The organism is Acinetobacter sp. T_3_1 (assembly GCF_025377055.1).
GTDB classification, from domain to species: Bacteria; Pseudomonadota; Gammaproteobacteria; order Pseudomonadales; family Moraxellaceae; genus Acinetobacter; species Acinetobacter kookii.
The window spans coordinates 1-23,336 of sequence record NZ_JACHVD010000002.1; the positions used below are offsets into that span (position 1 = coordinate 1).

Annotated in this window: 20 protein-coding genes and 1 pseudogene; 14 read left to right on the top strand and 7 right to left on the bottom strand. The window is 42.7% G+C overall.

Translation table 11 applies throughout. From position 1 onward, the window contains the following. Positions 1–92, bottom strand: a pseudogene (locus H4I94_RS02620) (alkyl hydroperoxide reductase); the annotation flags it as partial. 264 nt (positions 93–356) lie between these two features. On the opposite strand from H4I94_RS02620, the gene H4I94_RS02625 reads away from it, so the two are divergent. Together H4I94_RS02625 and H4I94_RS02630 are read left to right on the top strand one after the other, a co-directional pair. After that, positions 357–578 (top strand): DUF1653 domain-containing protein, encoded by a 222-nt coding sequence (locus H4I94_RS02625; RefSeq protein WP_092818947.1) that lies wholly within the window; start codon positions 357–359, stop codon positions 576–578. 62 nt (positions 579–640) lie between these two features. Continuing rightward, positions 641–1,231, top strand: a complete 591-nt coding sequence (locus tag H4I94_RS02630) for an O-methyltransferase (protein WP_261181337.1) — start codon at positions 641–643, stop codon at positions 1,229–1,231. 47 nt (positions 1,232–1,278) lie between these two features. Here H4I94_RS02630 and H4I94_RS02635 read toward each other — a convergent pair whose 3' ends face one another. Both H4I94_RS02635 and ahpC read right to left on the bottom strand, forming a co-directional pair. Then, positions 1,279–1,485, bottom strand: coding sequence for a KTSC domain-containing protein (locus H4I94_RS02635; RefSeq protein ID WP_092818389.1), 207 nt, complete (start codon positions 1,483–1,485; stop codon positions 1,279–1,281). Positions 1,486–1,909: 424 nt separating this feature from the next. Then, positions 1,910–2,473 (bottom strand): alkyl hydroperoxide reductase subunit C, encoded by a 564-nt coding sequence (gene ahpC, locus H4I94_RS02640; protein ID WP_092818388.1) that lies wholly within the window; start codon positions 2,471–2,473, stop codon positions 1,910–1,912. Between the two features lie 519 nt (positions 2,474–2,992). On the opposite strand from ahpC, the gene hrpA reads away from it, so the two are divergent. The 9 genes from hrpA (at position 2,993) to H4I94_RS02685 (ending at position 17,489) form a co-directional block, all read left to right on the top strand. Then, entirely contained in the window at positions 2,993–6,898 is a 3,906-nt protein-coding gene (hrpA, locus tag H4I94_RS02645; protein WP_409976747.1) for an ATP-dependent RNA helicase HrpA, read from the top strand. A gap of 28 nt (positions 6,899–6,926) precedes the next feature. Then, entirely contained in the window at positions 6,927–8,036 is a 1,110-nt protein-coding gene (locus H4I94_RS02650) for a beta-ketoacyl-ACP synthase III (RefSeq protein ID WP_131274797.1), read from the top strand. An 11-nt stretch (positions 8,037–8,047) separates the two neighbouring features. Further along, positions 8,048–8,806 (top strand): lysophospholipid acyltransferase family protein, encoded by a 759-nt coding sequence (locus tag H4I94_RS02655; protein WP_261181341.1) that lies wholly within the window; start codon positions 8,048–8,050, stop codon positions 8,804–8,806. A 181-nt stretch (positions 8,807–8,987) separates the two neighbouring features. Beyond that, the gene (locus tag H4I94_RS02660; protein WP_261181342.1) at positions 8,988–10,994 is read left to right on the top strand and encodes a hypothetical protein; all 2,007 of its coding nucleotides are present in this window, start codon (positions 8,988–8,990) and stop codon (positions 10,992–10,994) included. Positions 10,995–11,082: 88 nt separating this feature from the next. Then, complete coding sequence (locus H4I94_RS02665; RefSeq protein WP_261181343.1) at positions 11,083–12,798, top strand: AAA family ATPase; 1,716 nt, start codon at positions 11,083–11,085, stop codon at positions 12,796–12,798. A 112-nt stretch (positions 12,799–12,910) separates the two neighbouring features. After that, the gene (locus H4I94_RS02670) at positions 12,911–13,894 is read left to right on the top strand and encodes an ion transporter (protein ID WP_261181344.1); all 984 of its coding nucleotides are present in this window, start codon (positions 12,911–12,913) and stop codon (positions 13,892–13,894) included. A 339-nt stretch (positions 13,895–14,233) separates the two neighbouring features. After that, a complete protein-coding gene (locus tag H4I94_RS02675) occupies positions 14,234–14,596 on the top strand; it encodes a hypothetical protein (RefSeq protein ID WP_131274809.1) in 363 nt (120 codons plus the stop codon). Between the two features lie 628 nt (positions 14,597–15,224). Beyond that, complete coding sequence (locus H4I94_RS02680; protein ID WP_261181346.1) at positions 15,225–16,145, top strand: LysR family transcriptional regulator; 921 nt, start codon at positions 15,225–15,227, stop codon at positions 16,143–16,145. 168 nt (positions 16,146–16,313) lie between these two features. After that, positions 16,314–17,489 (top strand): CynX/NimT family MFS transporter, encoded by a 1,176-nt coding sequence (locus H4I94_RS02685; RefSeq protein ID WP_261181348.1) that lies wholly within the window; start codon positions 16,314–16,316, stop codon positions 17,487–17,489. 53 nt (positions 17,490–17,542) lie between these two features. On the opposite strand, the gene H4I94_RS02690 is transcribed toward H4I94_RS02685, so the two are convergent. Next, on the bottom strand, positions 17,543–17,995 hold the full coding sequence (locus H4I94_RS02690; RefSeq protein WP_092818380.1) for a DUF441 domain-containing protein: 453 nt from the start codon (positions 17,993–17,995) through the stop codon (positions 17,543–17,545). 139 nt (positions 17,996–18,134) lie between these two features. Here H4I94_RS02690 and H4I94_RS02695 point away from each other — a divergent pair, with 139 nt between their 5' ends. After that, positions 18,135–18,845 (top strand): pseudouridine synthase, encoded by a 711-nt coding sequence (locus H4I94_RS02695; RefSeq protein ID WP_261181349.1) that lies wholly within the window; start codon positions 18,135–18,137, stop codon positions 18,843–18,845. A 3-nt stretch (positions 18,846–18,848) separates the two neighbouring features. Here the strand turns inward: H4I94_RS02695 and H4I94_RS02700 are convergent, their stop codons facing one another. The 3 genes from H4I94_RS02700 to H4I94_RS02710 form a co-directional block, all read right to left on the bottom strand. Further along, complete coding sequence (locus H4I94_RS02700) at positions 18,849–19,292, bottom strand: GNAT family N-acetyltransferase (RefSeq protein WP_092818378.1); 444 nt, start codon at positions 19,290–19,292, stop codon at positions 18,849–18,851. Between the two features lie 92 nt (positions 19,293–19,384). Beyond that, positions 19,385–19,720, bottom strand: a complete 336-nt coding sequence (locus H4I94_RS02705) for a type II toxin-antitoxin system RelB/DinJ family antitoxin (RefSeq protein WP_131274818.1) — start codon at positions 19,718–19,720, stop codon at positions 19,385–19,387. A gap of 115 nt (positions 19,721–19,835) precedes the next feature. Continuing rightward, a complete protein-coding gene (locus H4I94_RS02710) occupies positions 19,836–20,741 on the bottom strand; it encodes a pseudouridine synthase (protein ID WP_261181353.1) in 906 nt (301 codons plus the stop codon). Positions 20,742–20,890: 149 nt separating this feature from the next. Here H4I94_RS02710 and tsaE point away from each other — a divergent pair, with 149 nt between their 5' ends. Both tsaE and mutL read left to right on the top strand, forming a co-directional pair. Next, a complete protein-coding gene (gene tsaE, locus H4I94_RS02715) occupies positions 20,891–21,367 on the top strand; it encodes a tRNA (adenosine(37)-N6)-threonylcarbamoyltransferase complex ATPase subunit type 1 TsaE (protein ID WP_261181977.1) in 477 nt (158 codons plus the stop codon). Then, on the top strand, positions 21,360–23,333 hold the full coding sequence (gene mutL / locus H4I94_RS02720; protein WP_131274822.1) for a DNA mismatch repair endonuclease MutL: 1,974 nt from the start codon (positions 21,360–21,362) through the stop codon (positions 23,331–23,333). Before tsaE ends, mutL begins: the two co-directional genes overlap by 8 nt. The last annotated feature ends 3 nt before the right edge of the window (positions 23,334–23,336 follow it).

The following is a 23,336-nucleotide window of genomic DNA, read 5'->3' on the forward strand; positions in this document are numbered from 1 at the left end:
TCCGAAGCATCTAGAGTTGCGACCAGTTCAATCGGGCTTTCCAGACGTTGCAAGAGTGTTTTAAGTTGTGCTGAAGTATTTTGGTCTAACATGGCTAACGTCTCCAAGGGAGTAAATGCTTATTTAATAAAGCTATACTAGGATAAATATTTAAATAGGTAAAACATTTCATTTTTATAAAAACAATCGGTTTAATAGATTGATAAATTTTTTACAAAAAATACTGTCTTAAGTAAATGCTGGTTTAGCGTGAATATTCAAGTATTAACTAGAAATTAAAGCATTTTTTATCAATTTCTGCATACTTCTGGGTAATTTTGATTATGATGGCATCATGTTTTAACAAGGTCATAAAAATGCAACTCAAATCCGGGATTTATCAACACTATAAAGGCAAGTTATATCAAGTTTTTCATGTGGCTACCCATAGTGAAACGGCCGAGAAACTGGTGGTCTATCAATGTTTATATGGCGATTATTCAATGTGGGTACGTCCCTTGGAAATGTTTCAGGAAACGGTCACACTCGAGAATGGTGCAGTGGTTCCACGATTTAAATTAATTCAAGAAACCGCATGAACTGGATTAACGACCTCGATAAACGCTAGACTCAACAGAATAATAAGATGGGAATAGCTGTGATGAGCATGAGTGAGACATTCCAGAAACGAATGCAGGAGCTGCATCAAAGTTTTATCAAGTTTGATGCCTTGCAAAAAGACCGTATTCAGCGTTATCGAAATATCGAGCCGGATTCTGCATTATTTTTAGCCATGCAGGTACGCATCCAACAATCTAAAAACATTTTGGAGATTGGTACTTCAACAGGTTATTCGACTTTATGGCTGGCCAATGCAGCTCAGACTTCCCAAGGTCATGTCACTACTTTGGAAATTGATCCGGAACGTACCCAGCAAGCTCAGCAATATGCCCAAGAGCTACAATTGAGTGAAGTGATTGATTTCTGGGTAGGGGATGCACAAAGTTTTCTTGAAAAGACCGAACAGCAATATGACTTTATTTTGCTGGATGCCGAACGGGATGCCTATGTAGATTACTGGCAGTATTTGCAGCATATGTTGCATCCTGAAAATGGCGTCATGTTTGTCGATAATGTGATCTCGCATGCCGCAGAAGTTAAACAATTTATGGCGTTGGTGAAAAGTGATGAACGTTTTATGAGTATGACCCTGTCTATTGGTGCAGGCTTATTTATGATTTGTTATAAATAAAAAATTAATTCAGGGTATTTAAAAATCAGGGATAAACCCTGATTTTTTTAATCAATCGAAACCCGGGTAAAGTGTAAATCATATTCGAGATATTTATGGACAAATGCTGCCTTATCACTGCTGCGAAGCAGGTTGTTATAAATGAATTCAGGCACAGGGTGGTACAGTTCAGCTGAACCATTATTATAAAAAATTTTTAAATAGCGTGATGATGTACTGTATTTATAAGAAGTTACGACAAGCATTGTTCCCATAAGCACCTCATATATAACCAAAGCGTTTTGATGTCTTACTGAGCATGACCATACTGATAAGATCATAATTGATGTATAACAGAAATAATTGCTGAAAGGTAGCTTGGAATTAAGATTTAATTTGTTGTTATTTTTAAATACAGCACCAGCTAAACCGATCAAAATTAATACTGTCAAAGTACACCTTTCCATTATTAATTTAGCCAATGGATTATTGTATTTTTGCCATGGCAAGGGTTTATGGATGAGCTTTGGTTTTCTCAAAATGGCTATTTAAAACAGTACAGTCTCAGAGTAAAAACAATGAAATTGTAAATGTTTATTAATATATATCTTTCATAAATCAAATATAACAACAAACGATTGACCAAAAAAAACCACGCTAAAGAGCGTGGTTTTTTAAATCAGTTCAATCTAATTTAAATTAGATTTTACCCACTAGGTCGATTGAAGGAGCTAGAGTAGCGTCGCCTTCTTTCCATTTAGCTGGGCAAACTTCACCTGGGTGAGCGTGAACGTATTGAGCTGCTTTAACTTTACGAAGAAGTTCTTGAGCGTCACGGCCTACACCACCAGCGTTGATTTCAACGATCTGGATTTTGCCTTCAGGATCGATTACGAAAGTACCACGGTCAGCAAGACCAGCAGCTTCGATTAATACTTCAAAGTTTTTAGCAAGAGTCCAAGTTGGATCGCCAACCATTACGTATTGGATTTTTTTGATTTCTTCTGAAGAATCGTGCCAAGCTTTGTGAGTGAAGTGAGTGTCAGTAGAAACTGAATAGATTTCAACGCCTAATTTTTGGAATTCAGCGTAGTTGTCTGCAAGGTCACCCAGTTCAGTTGGACAAACGAAAGTGAAGTCAGCTGGGTAGAAGAATACAACAGACCATTTACCTTTAAGATCAGCTTCAGTCACTTCAATAAATTGACCGTTTTGGAATGCAGTTGCTTTAAATGGTTTAACTTCAGTATTAATTAAGCTCATCATTGTCTCCATGATTGAGGTTTGTATTTGATTTCCAAAAGGATAGCGAATTTTTTCTTATTGCTGAAACAGTATTTTTACATTATTGAAATCGGAAAAACCGAATTAACTAATATAAAGTCTACAATTCCACCAAATCTGACTCTTTATCTATTCAATCATTTAAAAATGATTATTAAATGACAAATATGCAGTTTTTCAGCTTGCCTAAGAACATGAAGGTTGCACAAGTAAAATTCAAGGGTAAATTTTTAAAAATTTAATTTGTTTTTAGAACAAAGCATTTTATTGGTTTCTCATTCTGCTGGCCAAGGGAAAACCGAGTGATAAAGTGCCGGTTTATTGTCCTGATGGTGCCCAAAGCTGAAGGATTCTAACGCTTGTCGCGCTTAAAAATAGCAGCAATAAATATCAGGCTGGCTTTCTCTTGGCTGCGTTACAGCGTAAAATACTCAGTTCAATTTTTTGTTTTGGGATAGGGTATCTGTGTTCAGTCATTTAAATGTAGATCAATTGGTCATGGCTCGTGACTGTCATCGTTTAAATCGACTCCGCAAAGGTAAAGATGCCAACGAAAAACAATACCAAGAGCTGTTCGAGAAATCCAATCTGAAAGTTCGCGAACGCCTGAGCCGTATTCCAAGCGTCAAGCTGAATCAGGACCTTCCTGTTACCCAATATAAAGACAAGTTGATTGAAGCGATTCAACAGCATCAAGTGATTATTGTGGCTGGGGAAACCGGTTCGGGTAAAACTACACAATTACCACAAATTGCCATGCTGGCCGGTCGCGGTTTAACCGGAATGATTGGTCATACCCAACCGCGTCGACTGGCTGCGCGTAGCGTATCGCAGCGTATTGCCGAAGAAGTCGGTGAAAAGCTGGGTGAATCCATCGGTTTTAAAATCCGCTTTAACGAACAGGGGTCGCAAGACTCGATTGTTCGTTTGATGACGGATGGTATTTTACTGGCTGAACTGGCCAATGACCGTTATTTGACCAAATACGACACCATTATTATTGATGAAGCGCATGAACGTTCATTGAATATCGACTTCATCATGGGGTATTTAAAGCAGCTTCTGCCACGCCGCAAAGATTTAAAAGTTATCATCACCTCAGCAACCTTAGATGTAAACCGTTTTAGCAACTACTTTAACGGAGCCCCTGTTTTTGAAGTGGAAGGGCGCAGTTATCCGGTAGAAGTGCGTTATCGTCCCATTTCAGAAATGAGCATTGGCGGCAGTGATGACGACGAGTTTGATGACTTTGAAGAAAACCTGCCGCGTGCAGTGGTACAAGCGGTAGAAGAATGTTTTGCCGATGCACAGCAAAAAGGCCATCCTGAACATGCCGATATTCTGATCTTTGCCAGTACCGAACAGGAAATTCGTGAACTGCAGGAAACCCTGCAAAAGCATGGACCACGGCACACCGAAATTTTGCCCTTATATGCGCGTTTAGCTATTGCAGAGCAGCAAAAGATTTTCAATCCTGGCGGTGGTGGGCGACGCATTATTATTGCCACCAACGTGGCTGAAACGGCTTTAACTGTACCCAATATCCGCTATGTAATCGACAGCGGTTTTGCGCGTATTTCCCGTTATAGCTATCGTTCCCGTGTGCAACGCTTGCCGATCGAAGCAGTGTCTCAAGCGGCAGCCAATCAGCGTAAAGGGCGTTGTGGCCGTATTGCGCCAGGTGTTTGCATCCGATTGTATTCTGAGGAAGATTTCCAGAGCCGTCTTGAATTTACCGAACCCGAGATTAAACGAACCAACCTGGCTTCGGTGATTTTGCAAATGCAAAGTCTGAATCTGGGTTCACTGGAAGAATTTGATTTTATTGAGCCGCCAGATCACCGCTTAGTGAATGATGGGCGTAAATTGCTGATTGAGCTTGGGGCACTTTCTGAGAAAAATCCCCCTAAAGGTCAAAATCCAAATGCAAATCCTCCTCTTGCGGAGAAAAACTCCTCATCCTTTGATAAAGGAGGGCTTCAAAGCAGTGGATTAACCAAAATCGGTCAGCAGATGGCAAAAATGCCGATTGATCCGCGGTTGGCCCGGATGATTTTGGGCGGTGCGCATTTTGGTGTGCTGAATGAAGTCTTGGTCATCGTCGCTGCGCTAGCAGTGCAAGATCCACGTGAACGTCCTGCGGATAAACAGATGCAGGCAGACCAAAAACATGCCTTGTTCCGTGAAGCAGATTCAGATTTCCTGTTTTATTTAAAACTGTGGGAAACGTTGCATGCCAATCGCGAAAGTATGAGCGAAAACAAGCGTCGTACTTTTGCGCGCAATCACTTCCTGAGCTGGCTGCGTTTGCGGGAATGGAAAAAAACTCATGAACAGCTGGTGGATTTGGCAAAAGGCTTGAAGCTGTCCTTTAATGAAAAGAAAGCCAGCTATGAAAACCTGCATCGTGCCTTGCTGACCGGTTTATTGTCTTTTATTGCCAATAAAACTGATGAGCGCAATGTGTTTATGGCCGTGCGTCAGCAAAAAGCCCGTATTTTCCCGGCTTCTACCTTGCATAAGACCAATACGCCGTGGGTCATGGCTTTTGAAATGGTGGAAACATCTCAGGTGTACTTGCGCACACTTGCAAAAATAGAACCGGAATGGATTCTGCTGGCTGCGCGTGATTTGCTAAAACATCATTATTTCGAGCCACACTGGTCGAAAAAGGCCGGTGTGGTCAATGCCTATGACCAGATTTCATTATTCGGTTTGATTGTAGAGCCGAAACGTCAGGTCAACTATGAAAAGGTCGATCAGGCTGCTGCACATGAAATTTTCCTGCGTGATGCTCTAACCACCGGGAATTTGGGTATCACGCCGCCATTCTTGAAACACAACCTGCTGAAGCTGGAAGAAGTGGAACGGGTAGAAGACAAGCTGCGTCGTCGTGACCTGGTGGTGGATGAAGAAACCATCTATCAGTTCTATGCCTCTAAAGTGCCGGCAGAAGTGGCCAGCCGCCGTAGTTTTGAAGACTGGCGTGCAACGGTCGAGCCGCAAAATCCGCGCTATTTATTTGTCGAAGATGATGCATTGTGGATGAACGACCGTCCAACCACGCAGCAATTTCCGGATTATTTGCATAATGGTACATTGCGTCTGGCGGCCAGTTACCGTTTTGATCCGAGTCATGATGAAGATGGTGCAACGGTTAAAATTCCAGTACAGGCCTTGCCACAAGTGGATGAAAACATCTGGTCATGGGGAATTCCGGGCTGGCGTCAGGATTTAATCGAAGCTTTGTTAAAATCTTTGCCTAAAGACAAGCGCCGTAATCTGGTGCCGATTCCGGACACCGCACGTAAACTGATGAAGGCAATAGATGCGGTCAATTTACGCGAGCATATTTTCAGCTTCCTGGCTTTTCAACTGCGTGGCGAACAAATTTCCGAAAAAGACTTTTCTTTTGAGCGTGTCGAACAGTATTTGCTGCCGTTCATTAAAGTGATTGATGAAAAGGGCCGTGTGATTGAAAAAGGCCGGGATCTGTCTGAACTGAAAGCACGCTGCCGTACTGAAACGCATAGTCCGGTCAAGCAGCTAAAGGGCGAATTTAAGACTTTCCCGGAAAATTTCACTTTTGAAGCTTCGCAAAAAGTGACCGGTGTTGTTGTGAAACAATATCAGGCACTGGTACCGACCAAAACATTTGCAAAGCTGGAAGCGAAAGATGAGTCCGGTGTGGTGATTCAGACCTTTAATAATCAGGCTGAAGCCATTAAACAGCACCGGGAAGGGGTGATTCATCTGGTCTATTTGCAGCTGGGCGATTTGATTCGTCAGCTGAAAAAACAGATTCCGAAACCGCTGGCTTTGGCCTATTCACCGCTGGGTGACAAGGCCCAACTGGAGCAGATGTTAGTTTATGCTACACTCCAGATGACCATAAGTGAGCTTCCTGTCAATGCTGAAGAATTTCAAAATTTGCTTTTAAATGTAAAAAAATCTTTCCTAACTCATGGTCAAGTGGCATTATCTATACTCAGCGATATTTATATCCAGTGGCAGGATATTCGTCGGAAATTATTGGTTCTCGACGATTCTATCTTTGGAAAAAATATCGATGACATTGAGGATCAGCTTGATTTGATGAATCTTTCCAACTGTGTATATGTGAAATCTTCGGATATCTGGCAGGAATTTCCACGCTATTTGAAGGCATTGGTCTTGCGTTTGGAGCGCTTGCCCAATAACCTGCAAAGAGACAATTCTGCCATCGATCAAGTTGACCCATGGATGGAAAAATTGTTTAAGTTTAAAAATGACGCTCGCCTGAAAGATTTGTACTTTATGGTCGAGGAGTTCCGCATTTCCCTGTTCTCACAGCCAATGAAAACAAAGATGCCGGTTTCTCCAACCCGATTGCAAAAAGTATGGAATCAATCAGGCATGAATTAACATAGCGCAAAATTAACGGGAGTTTTACATGGGCATTCGTATTACCGGTACTGGTCTTTATCACCCAGAAGAATCGATTAGCAATGATGAATTGGTTGAAAGTTTAAATGCTTATGTGGAACAGTTTAACCACGACAATGCGGATAAAATCGCAGCGGGTGAAATTGAAGCGCTTCGCGGTTCGAATGCAGAATTCATTGAAAAGGCGTCTGGGGTTAAAAGTCGCTATGTTGCTGAAAAATCAGGCATCCTAGACCCAAAACGTTTATATCCACGCTTACGTGAACGCAGCAATGATGAGCTTTCTATTCAAGCGGAATGGGGCGTAACTGCTGCCAAACAAGCGATGGAAAATGCCGGGGTTACGGCTGAAGATATCGATGTCGTGATTCTTTCATGCTCAAATATCCAGCGTGCCTATCCTGCCGTAGCGATTGAAATTCAAACGGCTTTGGGCATTCAAGGCTATGCCTATGACATGAACGTTGCCTGTTCTGCTGCAACTTTCGGTTTAAAACAGGCAGCTGATGCAATCAAAAGCGGTGCACGCCGCGTGTTATTGGTCAATGTAGAAATTACCTCTGGCCATACCGATTTCCGTTCACGCGACTGTCACTTTATTTTTGGTGATGTGGCTACGGCATCAATTATTGAAGATACGACCACTAAAACCGGTTTTGACATTTTAGATACGCATTTGTTTACGCAATTTTCCAACAACATCCGCAACAATTTCGGTTACTTGAACCGTAGTGAAGATGCGGTGGTGGATGACAAGCTGTTCCGTCAGGACGGTCGTAAAGTGTTTAAAGAGGTGTGTCCTCTGGTTGCGAAAATCATTACCAAGCAGCTTGAGAAAAACGAAATTGCGCCAACTAACGTGAAACGTTTCTGGTTGCATCAAGCCAATGCCAGCATGAATGACCTGATCTTGAAATATGTGGTCGGTAAAGATGCTGACCGTTCGCTTGTGCCGATTATTCTCGATGAATTTGCCAATACATCTTCTGCAGGCGTGATCATTGCCTTACACCGCACCGCACATGAAGTGAATGATGGCGAGTACGGCGTACTTTGCTCGTTTGGTGCGGGTTATTCGGTCGGTTCGGTTCTGGTACAAAAACACGTTGTTGCATAAGGAATCGTCTATTGCAGGTCGAGCATGATGCAAGATGGATTAAATGCCTCAGTGCGTTGTCCAAACTGTACTTCACCCCAACCTTTTTGGGAGCTGAACATATTGATGCTGCCAGACCTGCAATGTATGTCGGGAATCATACCCTTTATGGGGTGTTTGATTCCCCGGTGCTGATTGATTATTTATATAATCATCATCAGGTGGCTGTGGTCAGTGTTGCTGATCATGGCCATTTTTATTTGCCTGGTTGGCGTACCCTGTTTAAGAAATTCGGTGCAGTGGATGGCGAAAAAGCATATATCCGTGCAGCGATGCAGCAAGGCTATTCGATTCTGGTCTTTCCTGGAGGCGGGCGGGAAGTTTTAAAAAGAAAAGGTGAGGCCTATCAGCTGATCTGGAAACAGCGTTACGGTTTTCTAAAGCTCGCGCAAGAATTTAACTATGATATTGTGCCTTTTGCTGCCTTAGGTGGCGATGAAATCTTTGAGCTGGGCTTCGATGCCAATCGGATTGTTGAAAGCGCGTGGTTTCAAACACTGTTAAAGTTGCCGCAACTGGATAAATGGTTGCGCCATGGCGATGTCATTCCATCCTTGCCGAAAAGTATCATTCCGAAGCGCCTGCCTTTTTATTTTCAATTTATGCCGCGACAGAATTTAATGCAGATTGAAAATACGGAACAATTAAAAGATTTTCGCGATCAGATTCAGCAACAAATTTATGCGGGTTTAGAATATTTAAAACGACAGCGCGATCACAAAAAAGCTTGAACAGGCTTGGCTTGTATTTTATTTCCACAATGATAAATGGATGAACCAGTCATTAGGCTTTAAGGATTCATCGAGCAAATTTGATTAAATTATGAACTCGGCATACAGTATCTGGATTAGATTACTATATGATTAAAATGATTAAATTCATTTTAGGATGATCATTTAATTTGAGGCGAGTATGGAACAGGATCGTTTAGTACTGCAAGATCAAGGGATTGCGAAACAGTTACTCAGAATTTCTAAAAATCTCAATGAAATTTTTCAAGATCAGCTCAATATTGTCGGTGAGCTGAATGCACAAAATATGTTTCGTATCGATCAGGAGCGGCATATTGTACACGTGGCTAATGGGTTGTTTCAGCTGCAATTTCATGCCCCTGAGTCGGCGCAGACAAGCATTTTGCATTTTGATTTCACTTATCTGGGACAAAAAGCTGAATTACTGGAAGAATTCATACTGCATGATCTGTACTTTCTCACTAATGACTTAAAGCCGCAGCATTCTCTGTATCTGCGTCAAAAAGCCCAGCAGTTGCGTCAGCTCTTACTCGATCAGGTATATCTGTGGGTGCATGGTGCCGAGCGGGTGCGGGCTTATTTGCAAAATCTTTCCTTGCTTGAAGCTGAAATCATTGATCAGCTGATGATGAAGGCAAACATTTATTCTTGTGCCATTTTGACAGATTATGTCGTGAATAAAACGGCATTGCCTGAAGCGCTGATCCAGATGCTGCAAGAGATCTGTTCAGTACAACGAGTGTACGGAAATGAATTTTTACCCTTGCAAGCTTTAATGGAAGCGCTGGATGAGTTTTGTTTTAGTGCAGCCCAGTGTTTGCCTGCAGCGATGTACCGCATTATGGCGCTTTCATTTGAAGAGCGCTTTAACTTGAATGAGCTAATGGAACATCAGGATGATATCCATTTGCTCTATCGGCATGCTTGCGAGCAACCAGCCTTGCTGGGCTTTGTTCGTTTGATGCGGCGTGAACTCTGGCAGCGTGATAATTTACTTTCCAAACACAATTTTCTGCACAGCTCGACCGGGGTCTGGCAAAAGAAAGTCGCAAAATTGCCCTTATTTGATTATCCGCGAGCGGTAAACTGGCTGTTTAAACAGTCTGCCGAGGTACCGGACTGGCTGAGCCGCAATATTCAGCAGAGCAGTGTACGGGTTGCAGTCACGGCATTCAGTTTTATTGATAGCAGTCAGGTTCATCCTCAAGTTATTTTAGCCACCTTGCAGTACTTTCAGCATTGTTCAGCACGCATGTTTATTCATAGCTGTCATTATTTTGCCATGCAGGAAGCCTGGTTTGAGCATGAACATAATCATAGTGTGATGCTTAAAGGGCAGAATCAGGCTTTGGATGACCAGCGTATTGCCATCAGCCCATCCATTTTGTATCTGGATGAATGGATGGAGTTAATGCGCAATGTCACCCAAGGCAATGAGCAAACCGTGAAGAAAATCTATTTGCGTTTAAGTCGGGTGATGCAGGCTTATATGTTGTACCTGCACAAAATAACCCGGGTTTTCGGCGATGATTTAATGGCTTATATCCGACCGGAAACCCATCAGAATCGCGAATTTTATAGCGTGTTGCAACGCTATAAAATGCAGCTGGATGAGTTTAGGCAGATCTTTTACCTGCGTGGTCGAAATATCCGGGTGTCGGTATTCGATGCCTATGTGCGGGATTATCTGGTTGAGTTTTTTAAGGATAATCAACCTGTAGCGAAAAGTACCAGCTGGATCGGCTTTTATCATCAGGCCACGGATTGGCATAATTACATCCAGAAGCAGGAAATTATCAGCCAGTTAAAGTCAAGTTATGCAGCTTCAGTATGGCAGCCTTTGATGCCAGAAAAAGTCATGCACTTTTCCAGCTGGAGCTTTGAGGAATTGACAGATCTGGACCGGATTATTGAAGAGTCGCAAAGATGCCAAAATTGTCTGGCTGCCAGTTATGCACAGCGGATTATTGAAAGAGAGTATGTGGCTTTTCATATGGTCTCGCAAACCGGCAAGCTGCATATGACTTTAGGCTGTTACCTGCGCGAAGGTCAGCTGATCTATGACCAGCTGGAATATCCGCATAATAGAAAAACCGAATATCTTTTTGTCAATATCGCGCTGCAATTTATCTCCTGGTTAAATGGCCAGTTTGCGCCGTTTAAGTGACAGCCGCTGTCGTTAAACTTTTTTCCGGGCTTAACTTTTAGCAAAAAAATCGGTAGGCTATAGCCGTTAATTTACGGTTATAGGTCTTATGAAACAAGAAACTGCACTCAAGCTTTTGAAAGCGGGCGAAAATGTCTTTTTAACAGGTTCGGCTGGTGCAGGGAAAACCTATACACTCAATCAGTACATCAATTATTTAAAAGCCCGCAAGGTGCCTGTGGCGATTACGGCATCCACCGGTATTGCGGCAACGCATATGAATGGCATGACCATTCATACCTGGGCAGGAATCGGCATCAAGGATTTTCTGGGCGATGCTGACCTGAAAAACATGAAAGAGCGCAAGTACCTCAAAGAGCATCTGGAAAATGCCCAGGTACTGATTATTGATGAAATTTCCATGCTGCATGCCAAGCAGCTGAATCTGGTCAATCAGGTTTTAAAATATTTTAAAGAAAGTGATGAAGCCTTTGGCGGGATTCAGGTCATTGTCGCAGGTGATTTCTTCCAGTTGCCGCCGGTGGGTAAAAATGATGAACGTAACCGGGATAAATTCTGCTTTATGTCTGATGCATGGGTGGAAGCCAAATTTCGGGTCTGTTATCTGACCGAGCAGCACCGTCAGGGCAATGACTATTTAAATGATATTTTAAATGCCATTCGCAGCCAAAGCATAAGCGCTGAGCATCTTCGGGCTTTGGAACAAACCCGCCAGCAGGATGTGGGAGAAACCTTCACCCGCTTATATACCCACAATATGGATGTGGATAGCATCAACTTTAAGCATCTGAATGCCATCGATGCCGAAAGCAAGCAGTTTGACGCGATCTGTGATGGCAATGACAAGCTGATTGAAACCTTGAAATCGTCCGTACGTGCGCCTGAAAACCTGACTTTAAAGAAAAATGCCAAGGTCATGTTTGTCAAAAACAATTTTGATATGGGCTATATCAACGGCAGTCTGGGAGAGGTCATTGGCTTTGAAGAAGATGATGAATATGGCATTTTGCCCAAGGTAAAACTGACCGACGGTACGGTATTGCTGGTGGAGCCTGAAACCTGGTCCGTGGATAATGATGCCGGTAAAACCATTGCCAGTTTTCAGCAAATTCCATTACGTCTGGCGTGGGCCATTACCATTCATAAATCACAAGGCATGACGCTGGAAGCGGCCGAGATTAATCTGGCGCATACTTTTGAAAAAGGTCAGGGCTATGTGGCACTGTCGCGTTTAAAAGCATTAAGCGGTTTAAAATTGCTGGGTATGAATGAACAGGCTTTGGAACTGGATAGTTTGGCTATTAAGGCGGATCGCCGTTTTCAGGAACTGTCGGAAGAAGCGGAAAACCACTTTGAACTGATTGATTTAACACCGCAGCATAAAGCGTTTATCCGTCATTGTGGCGGTACCTTGAATGAAGCTGAAATTCAGCGTAACGAGAAGAAAATTGCCAAAAGTGGCGGCAAAACCAATTATGCTACTGCCACACTGGATGAAACCCGTGAACTGTTTGAAGAAGGCTATGAAATTCAGGATATTGCCGTTGAGCGCGGTTTGACGCCAGCGACCATTATCAATCATCTGGCGAAATTGCATAAAGAGCAGGGCTTGGACATTTCCGTGGCTCATCCGGGCGATGAGGTGGTGGAACAGGTACGGAAAATCTATAAGCGTTTAATGAAGCGTCAAAGTCCTGAAAACTTTAGTGAAGATGGTGCAATCAAGCTGCGCCCGATTGTGGAAGCGACCAGTCCGCGTATGGGGTACGATCAGGTGCGTTTGGCTCTGTTATTTGTGGAATAAAGCATCATCAAACTCCTGCTTATGAATGATCAGTCAGGATGTATTGATCATTCATTACATCATCGCAAACTTCGGTTAAACTAAAGTCCTTTCAATCACGATATGCACGGCTATGGCATTTACTACGTGGTATACACTAAGAAAATTCGTTTATAACAATTTACATAATGAAGACTACGAAACAAAATTTAGTCGGGCGATCAACTATTTTTTAATTTTACTGATTCTGGGCAATGCGGCAGCCGTGTTGTTGGAGTCGGTGAATGACCTGTATCAATCCTATACAGCATTTTTCGATTTTTTCGAATATTTTTCTATCTTCATTTTTTCGCTTGAATATCTGCTGCGTTTTTGGTCGGTTGCTGAAGTAAATCCATTTTACAGTGCCTGGAAAAATCGCCTGAACTGGGTCAAAAGTGGTGCTGCAATTATCGATTTATTGGCCATTCTGCCAGCTTATATTAATTTCTGGGTGCCGATTGACCTACGTTTCCTGAGAATTTTACGATTGATACGACTGTTAAAATTAACCCGTTATTTTGTCTCCCTGCAAATTCTATTGCGTGTGATTGAGCGAGAAAAAGGATCGTTCCAGGCAGTCATTTTTATTCTAGGCATTATGATCATGATGGCTGCTGCGAGTATTTATGTGGTCGAAAGCAAAGCCCAGCCAGAGGTGTTTACCTCCATTCCTGCCTCCATGTGGTGGGCTGTGGTGACCCTGACCACTGTAGGTTATGGGGATGTTACGCCGATTACCCCATTGGGGCGTTTTTTTGGCGCAATTATTACCATTTTAGGCGTCGGGCTGGCTGCTTTGCCGGCAGGTATTTTGGCCACTGGCCTAACGCACGAACTGGAACAGCGTAAGCAGAATCTGGAATTAAGGTTTAGAGAGCTATTGCAGAGTTCGGAAATTGATTTATTGAGGGATCAGGAGAAAATAGAGAGCATTCGCAAAGAAGTGGGGCTCACTTCGCATCAAACTCGAGATATTGTTTTCCAGTTGCTGCGCGAACAGCGAGAAGAAGCATTAAAGCAAGAACGCGAGCAATATGCCTATTGCCCACATTGCGGAAAAAAATTGCCAGAGTAAGCTGATATTTACGGTCCGTTGACATTTCACACATGGCTTGCGTTGTAGATTAAAATTGATGATTGGGACTGGTTGATGATTAGGCATTGAAGAATGGCGGATGTCTTCGCTGGAATTGCTGGATTGATGCGTCCCTGACAGGTTGAAATGCGTATATGTAGAGCACGCAGGTCATGGAACTCACTCCAAGGGAGCCTTGTAAAAAATAATCACTTTGAGTCGGAAAAATAATTTGTTATGTTGGTTGTGATTAACCATAAGCTGGGTCAGTTTTAACGTTGAAAAAAACAGGATGATTTTTTCATTCAATGAAAATAAAAAAAATGAAAAGGAAAATATATGAAACAGTATCAGAGAGCAGCGCTTGCCCTAGTAGTGGCCAAGCTGGAGTTTGGCAATCATAAATCAAATATTTATGATTATAATGAAAGTGCATATCCCCAAATCAGCGGTAATGTAAATGCACATGAGGCAAAACTTTATGATTATCAGCGCTCAGCAGTTTTTGAAGGACGAAATACCGGCCGGGAATTTAACCTGTATGACTATGGTCATAGCGAATATATCAGTTTAAAAAAGAAAGGCATAAAAAAATACGAAGGTTACCATTATGGCAACTCAAGTTATTATGAAATCACGGTTTCCGGTTCGACCATCAGTCTGTATGACTTTAGTACAGGGCAATATTACAATTTTAGCTAAGTCATAATGTTTTAAGGTTAAAAATAGCCTTTCAAAGAAGTTGCCTGTTTTGAAAATCCTATGCCATGTGAATGGATGAGGCAGCCTCTCATTCTTTCGATCCTTCTTTAGCCATTGCAACAAAGTTGCCAAGGCAGTTTTTTATCCCATGCCCGCGTTTTCAAGTCACAAACTGGATTCACCCATAAACGTTCTGCAGCAATGCTTTTTAATAGCGCTAAACCAGAACAAGAAGTTTCAATGCCAATCACTTCGGCATCCCTCTGTAATCTATGCTAAGCGGTCTTTAAAGTTTCAATAGCCCATGTGCGTATGAAGAAATTTCCTTAAAAGAAAGATTGTTTTTGTTGAAAACCTCATCAAATAAAATTAAACATGAAACATACTAATTAATTTAATGATATATTGAATAATATTCACTTATTGCTTTGATTATTCATTTTAGTAGTGTGAATAATTTCAAATTATTAATCTTATTTATTTAAAGCTTTGTCTAAGCCTTGCTACTCGAAGCATAGCTTCTCGTCTTGCGCTCAGGCAAAGCCGTGCTTTTATTGCCTCTTCGCACTTCCAGCATAGCTGAAAGCCTTGCGTAAGGGCAAAACGATGTTTTGCTGGACCCTTACTCATGCTTGAAATTCGTCACTTAAAAACTTTAACGGCATTGCGTGAACATGGTTCTCTGGTGGCTGCTGCCAATGACCTGTGTTTAACGCCATCAGCCATTTCTCATCAGCTGAAAGAACTGGATCACTGGTATGGCGTGGAGGTGGTCAATCGCCGTAGCCGTCCGGTCACTTTTTCCAATGTGGGGCAGCGCTTGCTGAAACTGGCGGATGATGTATTGCCACAAATCCAGATTACCCAGACAGACATTACCCGTATTGTACATGGCCAGACGGGGAGGATTATTTTCTCCTCTGAATGTCATAGCTGTTTTGACTGGTTAATGCCCTTGCTGAACCAATATCGTCAGCAATACCCGGATGTAGATCTTGATTTCGCTTCAGGTTTTGAAGCCAATCCGCATGAACTGCTGCAAAATGCCGAATTTGACCTGTTGATTACGGCAGATCCGATTGCCTTAAAAGGCATTGAATATTTCCCGATTTTTGAATATGAATCCCGACTGGTCTTATCCAATACCCATCCGCTGGTACGTGCAGAACGCATCACCGTGCAAGAACTGGCGGAGGAAACCCTGATTACTTATCCGGTGGATAAGCACCGTCTGGATATCATGGCGAAACTGTTTATTCCTGCCAATATACAGCCGAAACAGATCCGGACCACGGATCTGACCCAGATGCTGATTCAACTGGTGGCCAGTGGGCGCGGCATAGCGGCACTTCCAGACTGGGTCGTGAATGAATATGAGCAAAAGGGCTGGGTGACTTCGCGCCGTTTGGACTGTGTTGCTGCGAGTGGTTTGCGCCGGACCTTGTATGCGGGTTATCGAACTGAAGAAAAAGAAAAAAGCTATTTTGAAGGTTTTTTAAAGCAACTGGCTAAATTTTCGCAAAAGCGTAATCCGTATTATTCTGCTTAAAAAATCGTGCTTGAATCCTATATAGAATCAAAGCTTTATAGGGAATTTTTTCATGATCCGAGTCAATGCTAGATTGATTGTTGCAAGCTCTTAGCTTATTCAAATCAACGATAAATAACCGTTTTTATTCTTGCTAGTCTAACGCTGGAATTGCCGAAGGAGAAGGTTGTGAGTGCCGTGCGTTGGCTCAGCAAAGATTTATGGATTATTGCAGCAGGATTTGTCGCTGCCATGCATGTAGGCAAGTTGCCACCCGCGGTTCCTGTTCTGCAAGCCGAGTTAGGCATCAGCTTGGTGCAAGCCGGTTTTTTATTGTCCCTGGTGCAAGTTGCAGGCATGTGCATGGCACTTTTGCTGGGCAGCTATATCGCTAAAATTGGCTTAAAACGCTGTGTACTATTGGGCCTGAGTTTACTCGCAATTGCCAGTTTTAGCGGTGGTTTTGTAAAAGAATTCCCTGCATTGCTGGCACTACGCGTGGTTGAAGGTTTCGGATTTTTACTGATTACCTTGAGTGGTCCCGCTTTTATCCGCCAACTGGTTCCGGTCGAGCAGTTGCAAGCCAAGATGGGCCTATGGAGTGCCTATATGGGAGGCGGAATGGGAATAGGCTTGCTGTGTACGCCATTCCTGATCAATAGTATGGGCTGGCAAGGGGTCTGGATGGGTTTCGGGATATTATCACTCGCTTTGGCTGGCGTGATTTACACGGTTATTCCCGCCGTGCAAACCCATACCCAATCGGTTGCAATACTTGATTTAATTAAGCTGACTTTAAAACATCCTCCAGCCTGGATTCTGGCGACTATTTTTGGTGTATATGCCGGACAATGGTTGAGTCTGGTCGGTTTTTTGCCCAGCATTTATCAGCAATATCAAATTTCTTTAGCAGTTGCCGGGGTCTTAACGGCAATCGTGGCGATTGCCAATGCTGTTGGTACCTTTGGGTGTGGCCTACTGTTACAGCGTGGTTTTCGGCCTCAAACTTTAGTCCAAACCGGTTTTGCCACCTTAATGGTCTGTGCGCTGAGTTTTTATCTGTTACGCGAATTCTTGCCCTTTATTCTGCAATTTATATTGGTTTTGAGCTTTTCATTGTTTGGCGGTTTGGTCGCAGCGGTCGTATTTTCTCAAGTGTTAAATTTTTCCGCAAAGCCGATCGCCATTACCACCACAATCGGGTTGGTGTTGCAATTTTCCGCCACCTCACAATTCCTGTTGCCGCCTTTGATTGCCTCAATTGTAATGGCCACAGGTGGATGGTTTTGGGTGGGAATTTTAATGGCCACACTGTCACTCATCGGTATGCTTTTAACCAGAATTCTATTTCGAAAAGCTGCATAAGCCATGAAGATCAAGTGTGATCAGTAACAGGGATCAGGTTTAAAAATAAAAACTTAAGAATGCCCAATAAACAGGGTCAATATCCCTGCTGCAATTAAAGGACCGACGGGAACGCCGCGCAATACTGCCACGCCTGCAACTGTACCAATCAGCAATCCTGCAACCACATCCGGCTGGTTGCTCATCAGTTTGACGCCGCGTCCACCCAGCCATGCGACCAGTACGCCAACAGCGATGGCAAGCAATGATTTGAAGCTTAAAAAAGATTTTAAAATGGCATCACCGGGAATTTTGCCACTGGCAATAGGCGTAAGTACCCCAATGGTTAAAATAATGATGCCAATATTTAAACCGTGTTGTTGCAGATAAGGAAAATATTCACTCAGCGGGGTAATGCGAAAAACGATCAGTACACCCGCAGCAATCGTTACGGCACTATTGTGGCTAAAAATACCGCAGGCCAATAACACCAGTAGAACAATCAGGTTTAAATCGAGATGGGACATGATTTTAAGGGAGAAAGTGATAAATCATGAGTATTGTATAAGGTTTTGATAAAAGATTTGCCTGAAAAAGCGGGAACAATAAAAAAAGCCGTCATTTCAGTATAGAATGCGCATTCCGTGAGAGTAAAAGGTTGGGTCTATGTTGTTGGAAAAGATGTTGCAATCGCAGGGCTTTGGTTCGCGTAAACATTGCCAGCAGCTCATTAAAAACGGAGCGATTGCCATTCAAGGGGAAGTCATCAGCAATCCCAAACATAAGCTGGATTTAAAGGATTTAACTTTTACGGTTTATGGTGAAAGCTTTGATTATCGGGAAAAGGTGTATATTGCTCTAAACAAGCCGCAAGGTTATGAGTGTTCCCATCAGGCCACCCATCATTTTAGCGTATTTGACTTGTTTGACGATGTCTTGATGAATCGCGGTTTGCAATGTGTGGGGCGATTAGATCAGGACACCAGTGGACTGTTGTTGCTTACCGATGATGGGCAATTTCTGCAAGCTCTAACCCACCCGAAAAAACATGTGGCCAAAGTTTACCGTATGCAAACTGCCGATCCTGTAACGGCAGGGCAAATTCAGCAGCTAGAGCAGGGCGTGGAATTGCGAAATGAAGCGGGTATTTTTGCCGCGACAGATATCATTCTACTGGCTGAAAACGAATTGCAATTCACGATTCATCAGGGCGTTTATCATCAGGTGAAGCGAATGTTGGCGGCAGTAGGCAATAAGGTGGAGCGATTGCATCGTCAGCAAATCGGCGCCTTGACATGCACAGATTTGGAAGAAGGGCATTGGACCTATCTAAACCCGGAACAGGTGGAACTGGCCAAGACACGAATGACGGTTTAATGGTTATTTCAGGAAACAATGATAGATTTGAAATTCATCATCCTTAACAAAGCCCATTTGTTGATAAAGTTGATGGGATTGATAGTTGTTTTTTTGAGTTTGCAGGCTAATACGCTGAGCATTTTCATGACGAGCAAATAAAATTGCAGTATCGATGAGCTGTTTGGCTGAACCCTGACGACGAAAAGTCGGGGTGACGTAAACATCATCCAGAATATAATAATTTGCACAAGCCACCGATGAAAAGCCGAGATATAACAAAATAAAACCGGTAAAAACATCATCTTTGACATGAATGAAAATAACGCTTTCCTGATTTTCAAATCGCTGCTTTAAAAATTGATAAGATACATCCAGATTAGAAGAAGCACCATAAAATTGACGGTATTCATCAAAAAGAACAGAAAGCGGGTGTAAATCTTCTAAAGAGGCGCGTCGTACGATCATGCGATACTCCATGCTTTTTTATAGTCTTTGCATGAAGCATACCTAAGTTTTTATGAGAATTTTTCTAAATTTTGTTTGTAAATGCGACACTGTTAAGTTTTGTCACTTTCACCCAAAATCGCATTTAGTTCTTCAAATAAGTCTAAATGTTCATCATCCAGATCAAAGTCCTGATCATGAGAAACAGCTTGTTCTGCAGGAGCGTTTAAAGTGTTTTGTTGTTGTTTTAATTTTCGGATTTTTTGCAGTTGATCAAGGTTAATATTTTGATTTTCAATAGAAAATGGAATGGATTTTGTTAAAACAACCTGCTTGAAAAACAGTCGGACAGCTTGTGCTGGCGTAATACCCAATTGTTTAAACACTGCAAAAGCATGCTTTTTTTCTTGGGAATCAAGTCGTATTTGATAAACTTCGGTTTTTCTCATGATTTTTTAAATACGTCTAATTACTTAACTTTTCAGCATTTATTTTAATCAAATTGAATGTAATTTCAATATTCATACACTCGATTTACCAAAATATTTTGTAATGACAAGCATATTACAATGTCAATTCGAAATGCGATGAAAAAGCCATGTCCTGCCTGCTCAGGGGGTCAATAAATGCAAGATGCTTGGCTAACAGTTGCAGCGGTGCAGAAAAATCATCTTCCCTTTTATGTTGTACTGTTGGATAAAAGGGGTCGTTTTTAATGGCAATACCCAAGCTGTGCAAGTGCACGCGAAGCTGGTGCTGCTTGCCGGTGGTCGGTTTCAGCTCATATTTTCCCCATGCTGCATCATGTTCGATCAGATCAATCTCTGTTTCACTATTTATTTTGCCTTCAACCACTTGCATGGTATAGAAGGGTTCACCTTTTTCCATACGGTAACGTGTATAGCAGGGAAATGTTAAATCGGCATGAAACGGTGCAATGGCATGATAGGTTTTTTTCACCTCACGTTTGGCGAACATCTCCTGATAGATTGCACGGCTAGCAACCTGTTTAGAGAATAAAACTACACCGGCAGTTTCTCGGTCCAGACGATGAATCGGGGTTAGAAATTCATTGCCGGTCTGTTTTTTTAAGCGAACTAAAAGCGTTTCCTGGACATATTGTCCGGTCGGACTGATGGTTAAAAAATGCGGTTTGTCGATGACCAGTAAATGTTCATTTTCAAATAAAACTTTATGTTCAAAAGGAACAGGTATTTCATGGGCTAAAAAGCGGTAGTAGAACACATGACTATTTTCATTATAAGGTGCATCAACCGTTAGAATATTGCCTGCGGCATCATAAATTAAACCATCGGCAAAACGTTGTTGCCATTCAGCAGGCGTGATATGCGCAAATTGCTGACAAAGATATTGATATACACTGTCTGGTGCAGGAGAGGTTTTAGGCAAAAAAACTTTACTTGCGCTAACACCCTCAATCATGGGTGGAAGAAATTCAGTACTGGTCATGTGATTTGTGGTAGATCAATCTGCTCTGCATAATATCCTGCTATTTACAATGAAATGCAGGAAAAGTTCCATATTTGGAAGTGTGAACATGGGCAATAAAGCGGTGCGATGCTATCATAATTGTTCTTTTGAATTTTGTCGTGAGTAATATGCAGTATTCATTTAATTTGGCGTTAAACAATGAAGACGATACCCAAAATTTAGCACAGGTTTTGGCGCAGCATTTTACAACAGGTGTAATTTATTTAATTGGTGATTTAGGTGCGGGAAAAACCACACTGACACGCTATTTTTTGCAAAGTTTAGGCCATCAAGGTGCAGTAAAAAGCCCGACTTATACCTTGGTTGAACCGTATAATATTCATGGAAAAGATATCTTCCATTTTGATTTATACCGTTTAAATGACCCTTATGAACTGGAACTGATGGGCATTCGCGACTATTTGGAAACGCCGAATGCGCTATTTTTATTTGAATGGCCATCCAAAGGTGGCGATGAAATTCCACAGCCTGACCTGATCATCAATATTGAAAAGTCTAAAGATGAGCTGACGCGTACTGCAAGTTTAAGTTTCTCCTCTGCAGCATTAAACCAAGCATTAGAGAGCCATTTTAACAATGCGTGATAATTTAAGCGAACGCCGTATTCATACCCTTAATCCTGCACTGGCGAACCAGATTGCAGCAGGTGAGGTGATTGAACGTCCTGCATCGGTGGTCAAAGAATTATTAGAAAATTCAATTGATGCGGGTGCGACGGAGCTTATTATTCGGGTTGAGCAAGGCGGTAGTACCCTCATTGAAATCATGGACAATGGTCATGGGGTTCATCCTGACGATTTGGCTCTGGCCGTCATGCGGCATGCCACCAGTAAAATCCAGACGGCAGATGATTTGCATGCAATTGTCAGTTTGGGTTTTCGTGGTGAAGCCTTGGCATCGATTGCTGCGGTGTCACGCCTGACCCTGACCAGCAGTCAAAATGATGAAGGCATCGGTTATCAGGTAGAAGTCAATGGTACGGCTTTTGATCATCAGGAAATTCAGGCGGTTGCAACAAAAAAAGGTACCCATATCCGGGTACAGGATTTATTCTTTAATGTGCCCGCACGTCGCAAATTCTTAAAAAAACAGGCGACTGAATTTGGTCATATTGAAGAAATTGTGCGCCGTCTGGCATTGACCCATTTCGATATCCGTTTTGTGTTGGAGCATAACAACAATATCCGCCTGAATTTGCCGGTAGCAGATAGCGGTGAGCTGCGTTTTCAGCGTGTGCAGCAGCTCTTGGGCCGACAATTTACCGAAAATGCGTACTGGATTGATGCCGACAGTATCAATATGCGTTTGTCCGGCTGGTTGGGACATCCCTCAGATGCGCGTGCGCAAGCCGATTTGCAGTATGTGTATGTGAATGGCCGGATTGTCAAAGACAAGACCATCTCGCATGCCTTGCGTATGGCTTATGATGGCATTCTGCACGGTCATCAGCATCCTGCCTATTTGCTGTTTTTGGAAGTCGATCCTGAAAATATCGATGTCAATGTGCATCCAACCAAGCATGAAATCCGTTTTTTAAATCAGCGTGAAGTACATGAGTTTGTACGTCATTTTGCTAAAGAAAAGTTGTCTCAATTTCAAACGGCCACAGCTGAACTGGCTTCGGCCATGAAAAGGGATGAAGCAGATCAGCTTGCTGCTGTGCAGCCGCAACCGCGTTATCAGGAACAGTTTCAACTGCATAAGGCGGTAGATGCCTATACGCCACAACCGGAAGCGCAAATTTCTACCGATGTGCTGAGTGATTTTAATGCCAGCAGTCCGCAAACGGTGCATTATGCCTCATCTCATGTCGCAAATAGCTATTCAGGTTCACAACAGCTGAATAATGCCTTAAAAAGCTATCTGGCACCGTTACGTGAAGAAACGGATATTCCATCCTCTCCAATCAATAGCCTAAGTGATAGTCATCATATTGAAAAGCCGCAATCGACCTACGTGGATGAACATCCGTTGGGTATCGCCATTGCACAGTTACATGGCATTTATATTCTGGCGCAAAACAGCGAAGGCCTGATTATTGTCGATATGCATGCAGCGCATGAACGCATTGTGTTGCAGCAAATGAAAGCCGCATGGGATAAGCCTGAATTCTGGACATCACAACAACTGCTGATTCCTAAAGTGATCAGCATCAGTCGTATGCAGGCGATGCGGGTGGATGAGTTAAAAAGCCAGTTGGCACGACTGGGTCTGGAAATTGACCAATATGGCGATGAACAGGTGATTGTGCGTGGTGTTCCCGCTATTTTGCACAAGGCTGATTTCGCAGCTTTAGTCCCTGAATTGCTGAATGATCTCGATCCCAATGATGAAGCACAGGGATTGTTGCAAAAGCGTGACCAAATTCTAGCAGGCATGGCCTGTCATGGAGCAGTACGTGCGCATCGTATTTTAAGTCTTTCGGAAATGAATGCTTTACTGCGCCAGATGGAACAAACTGAATTTGCCAGTCAGTGTAACCATGGACGTCCAACCTGGCGTGCATTTCCACTTTCACAATTAGATAAACTTTTTGCTCGAGGAGAGTAGTTG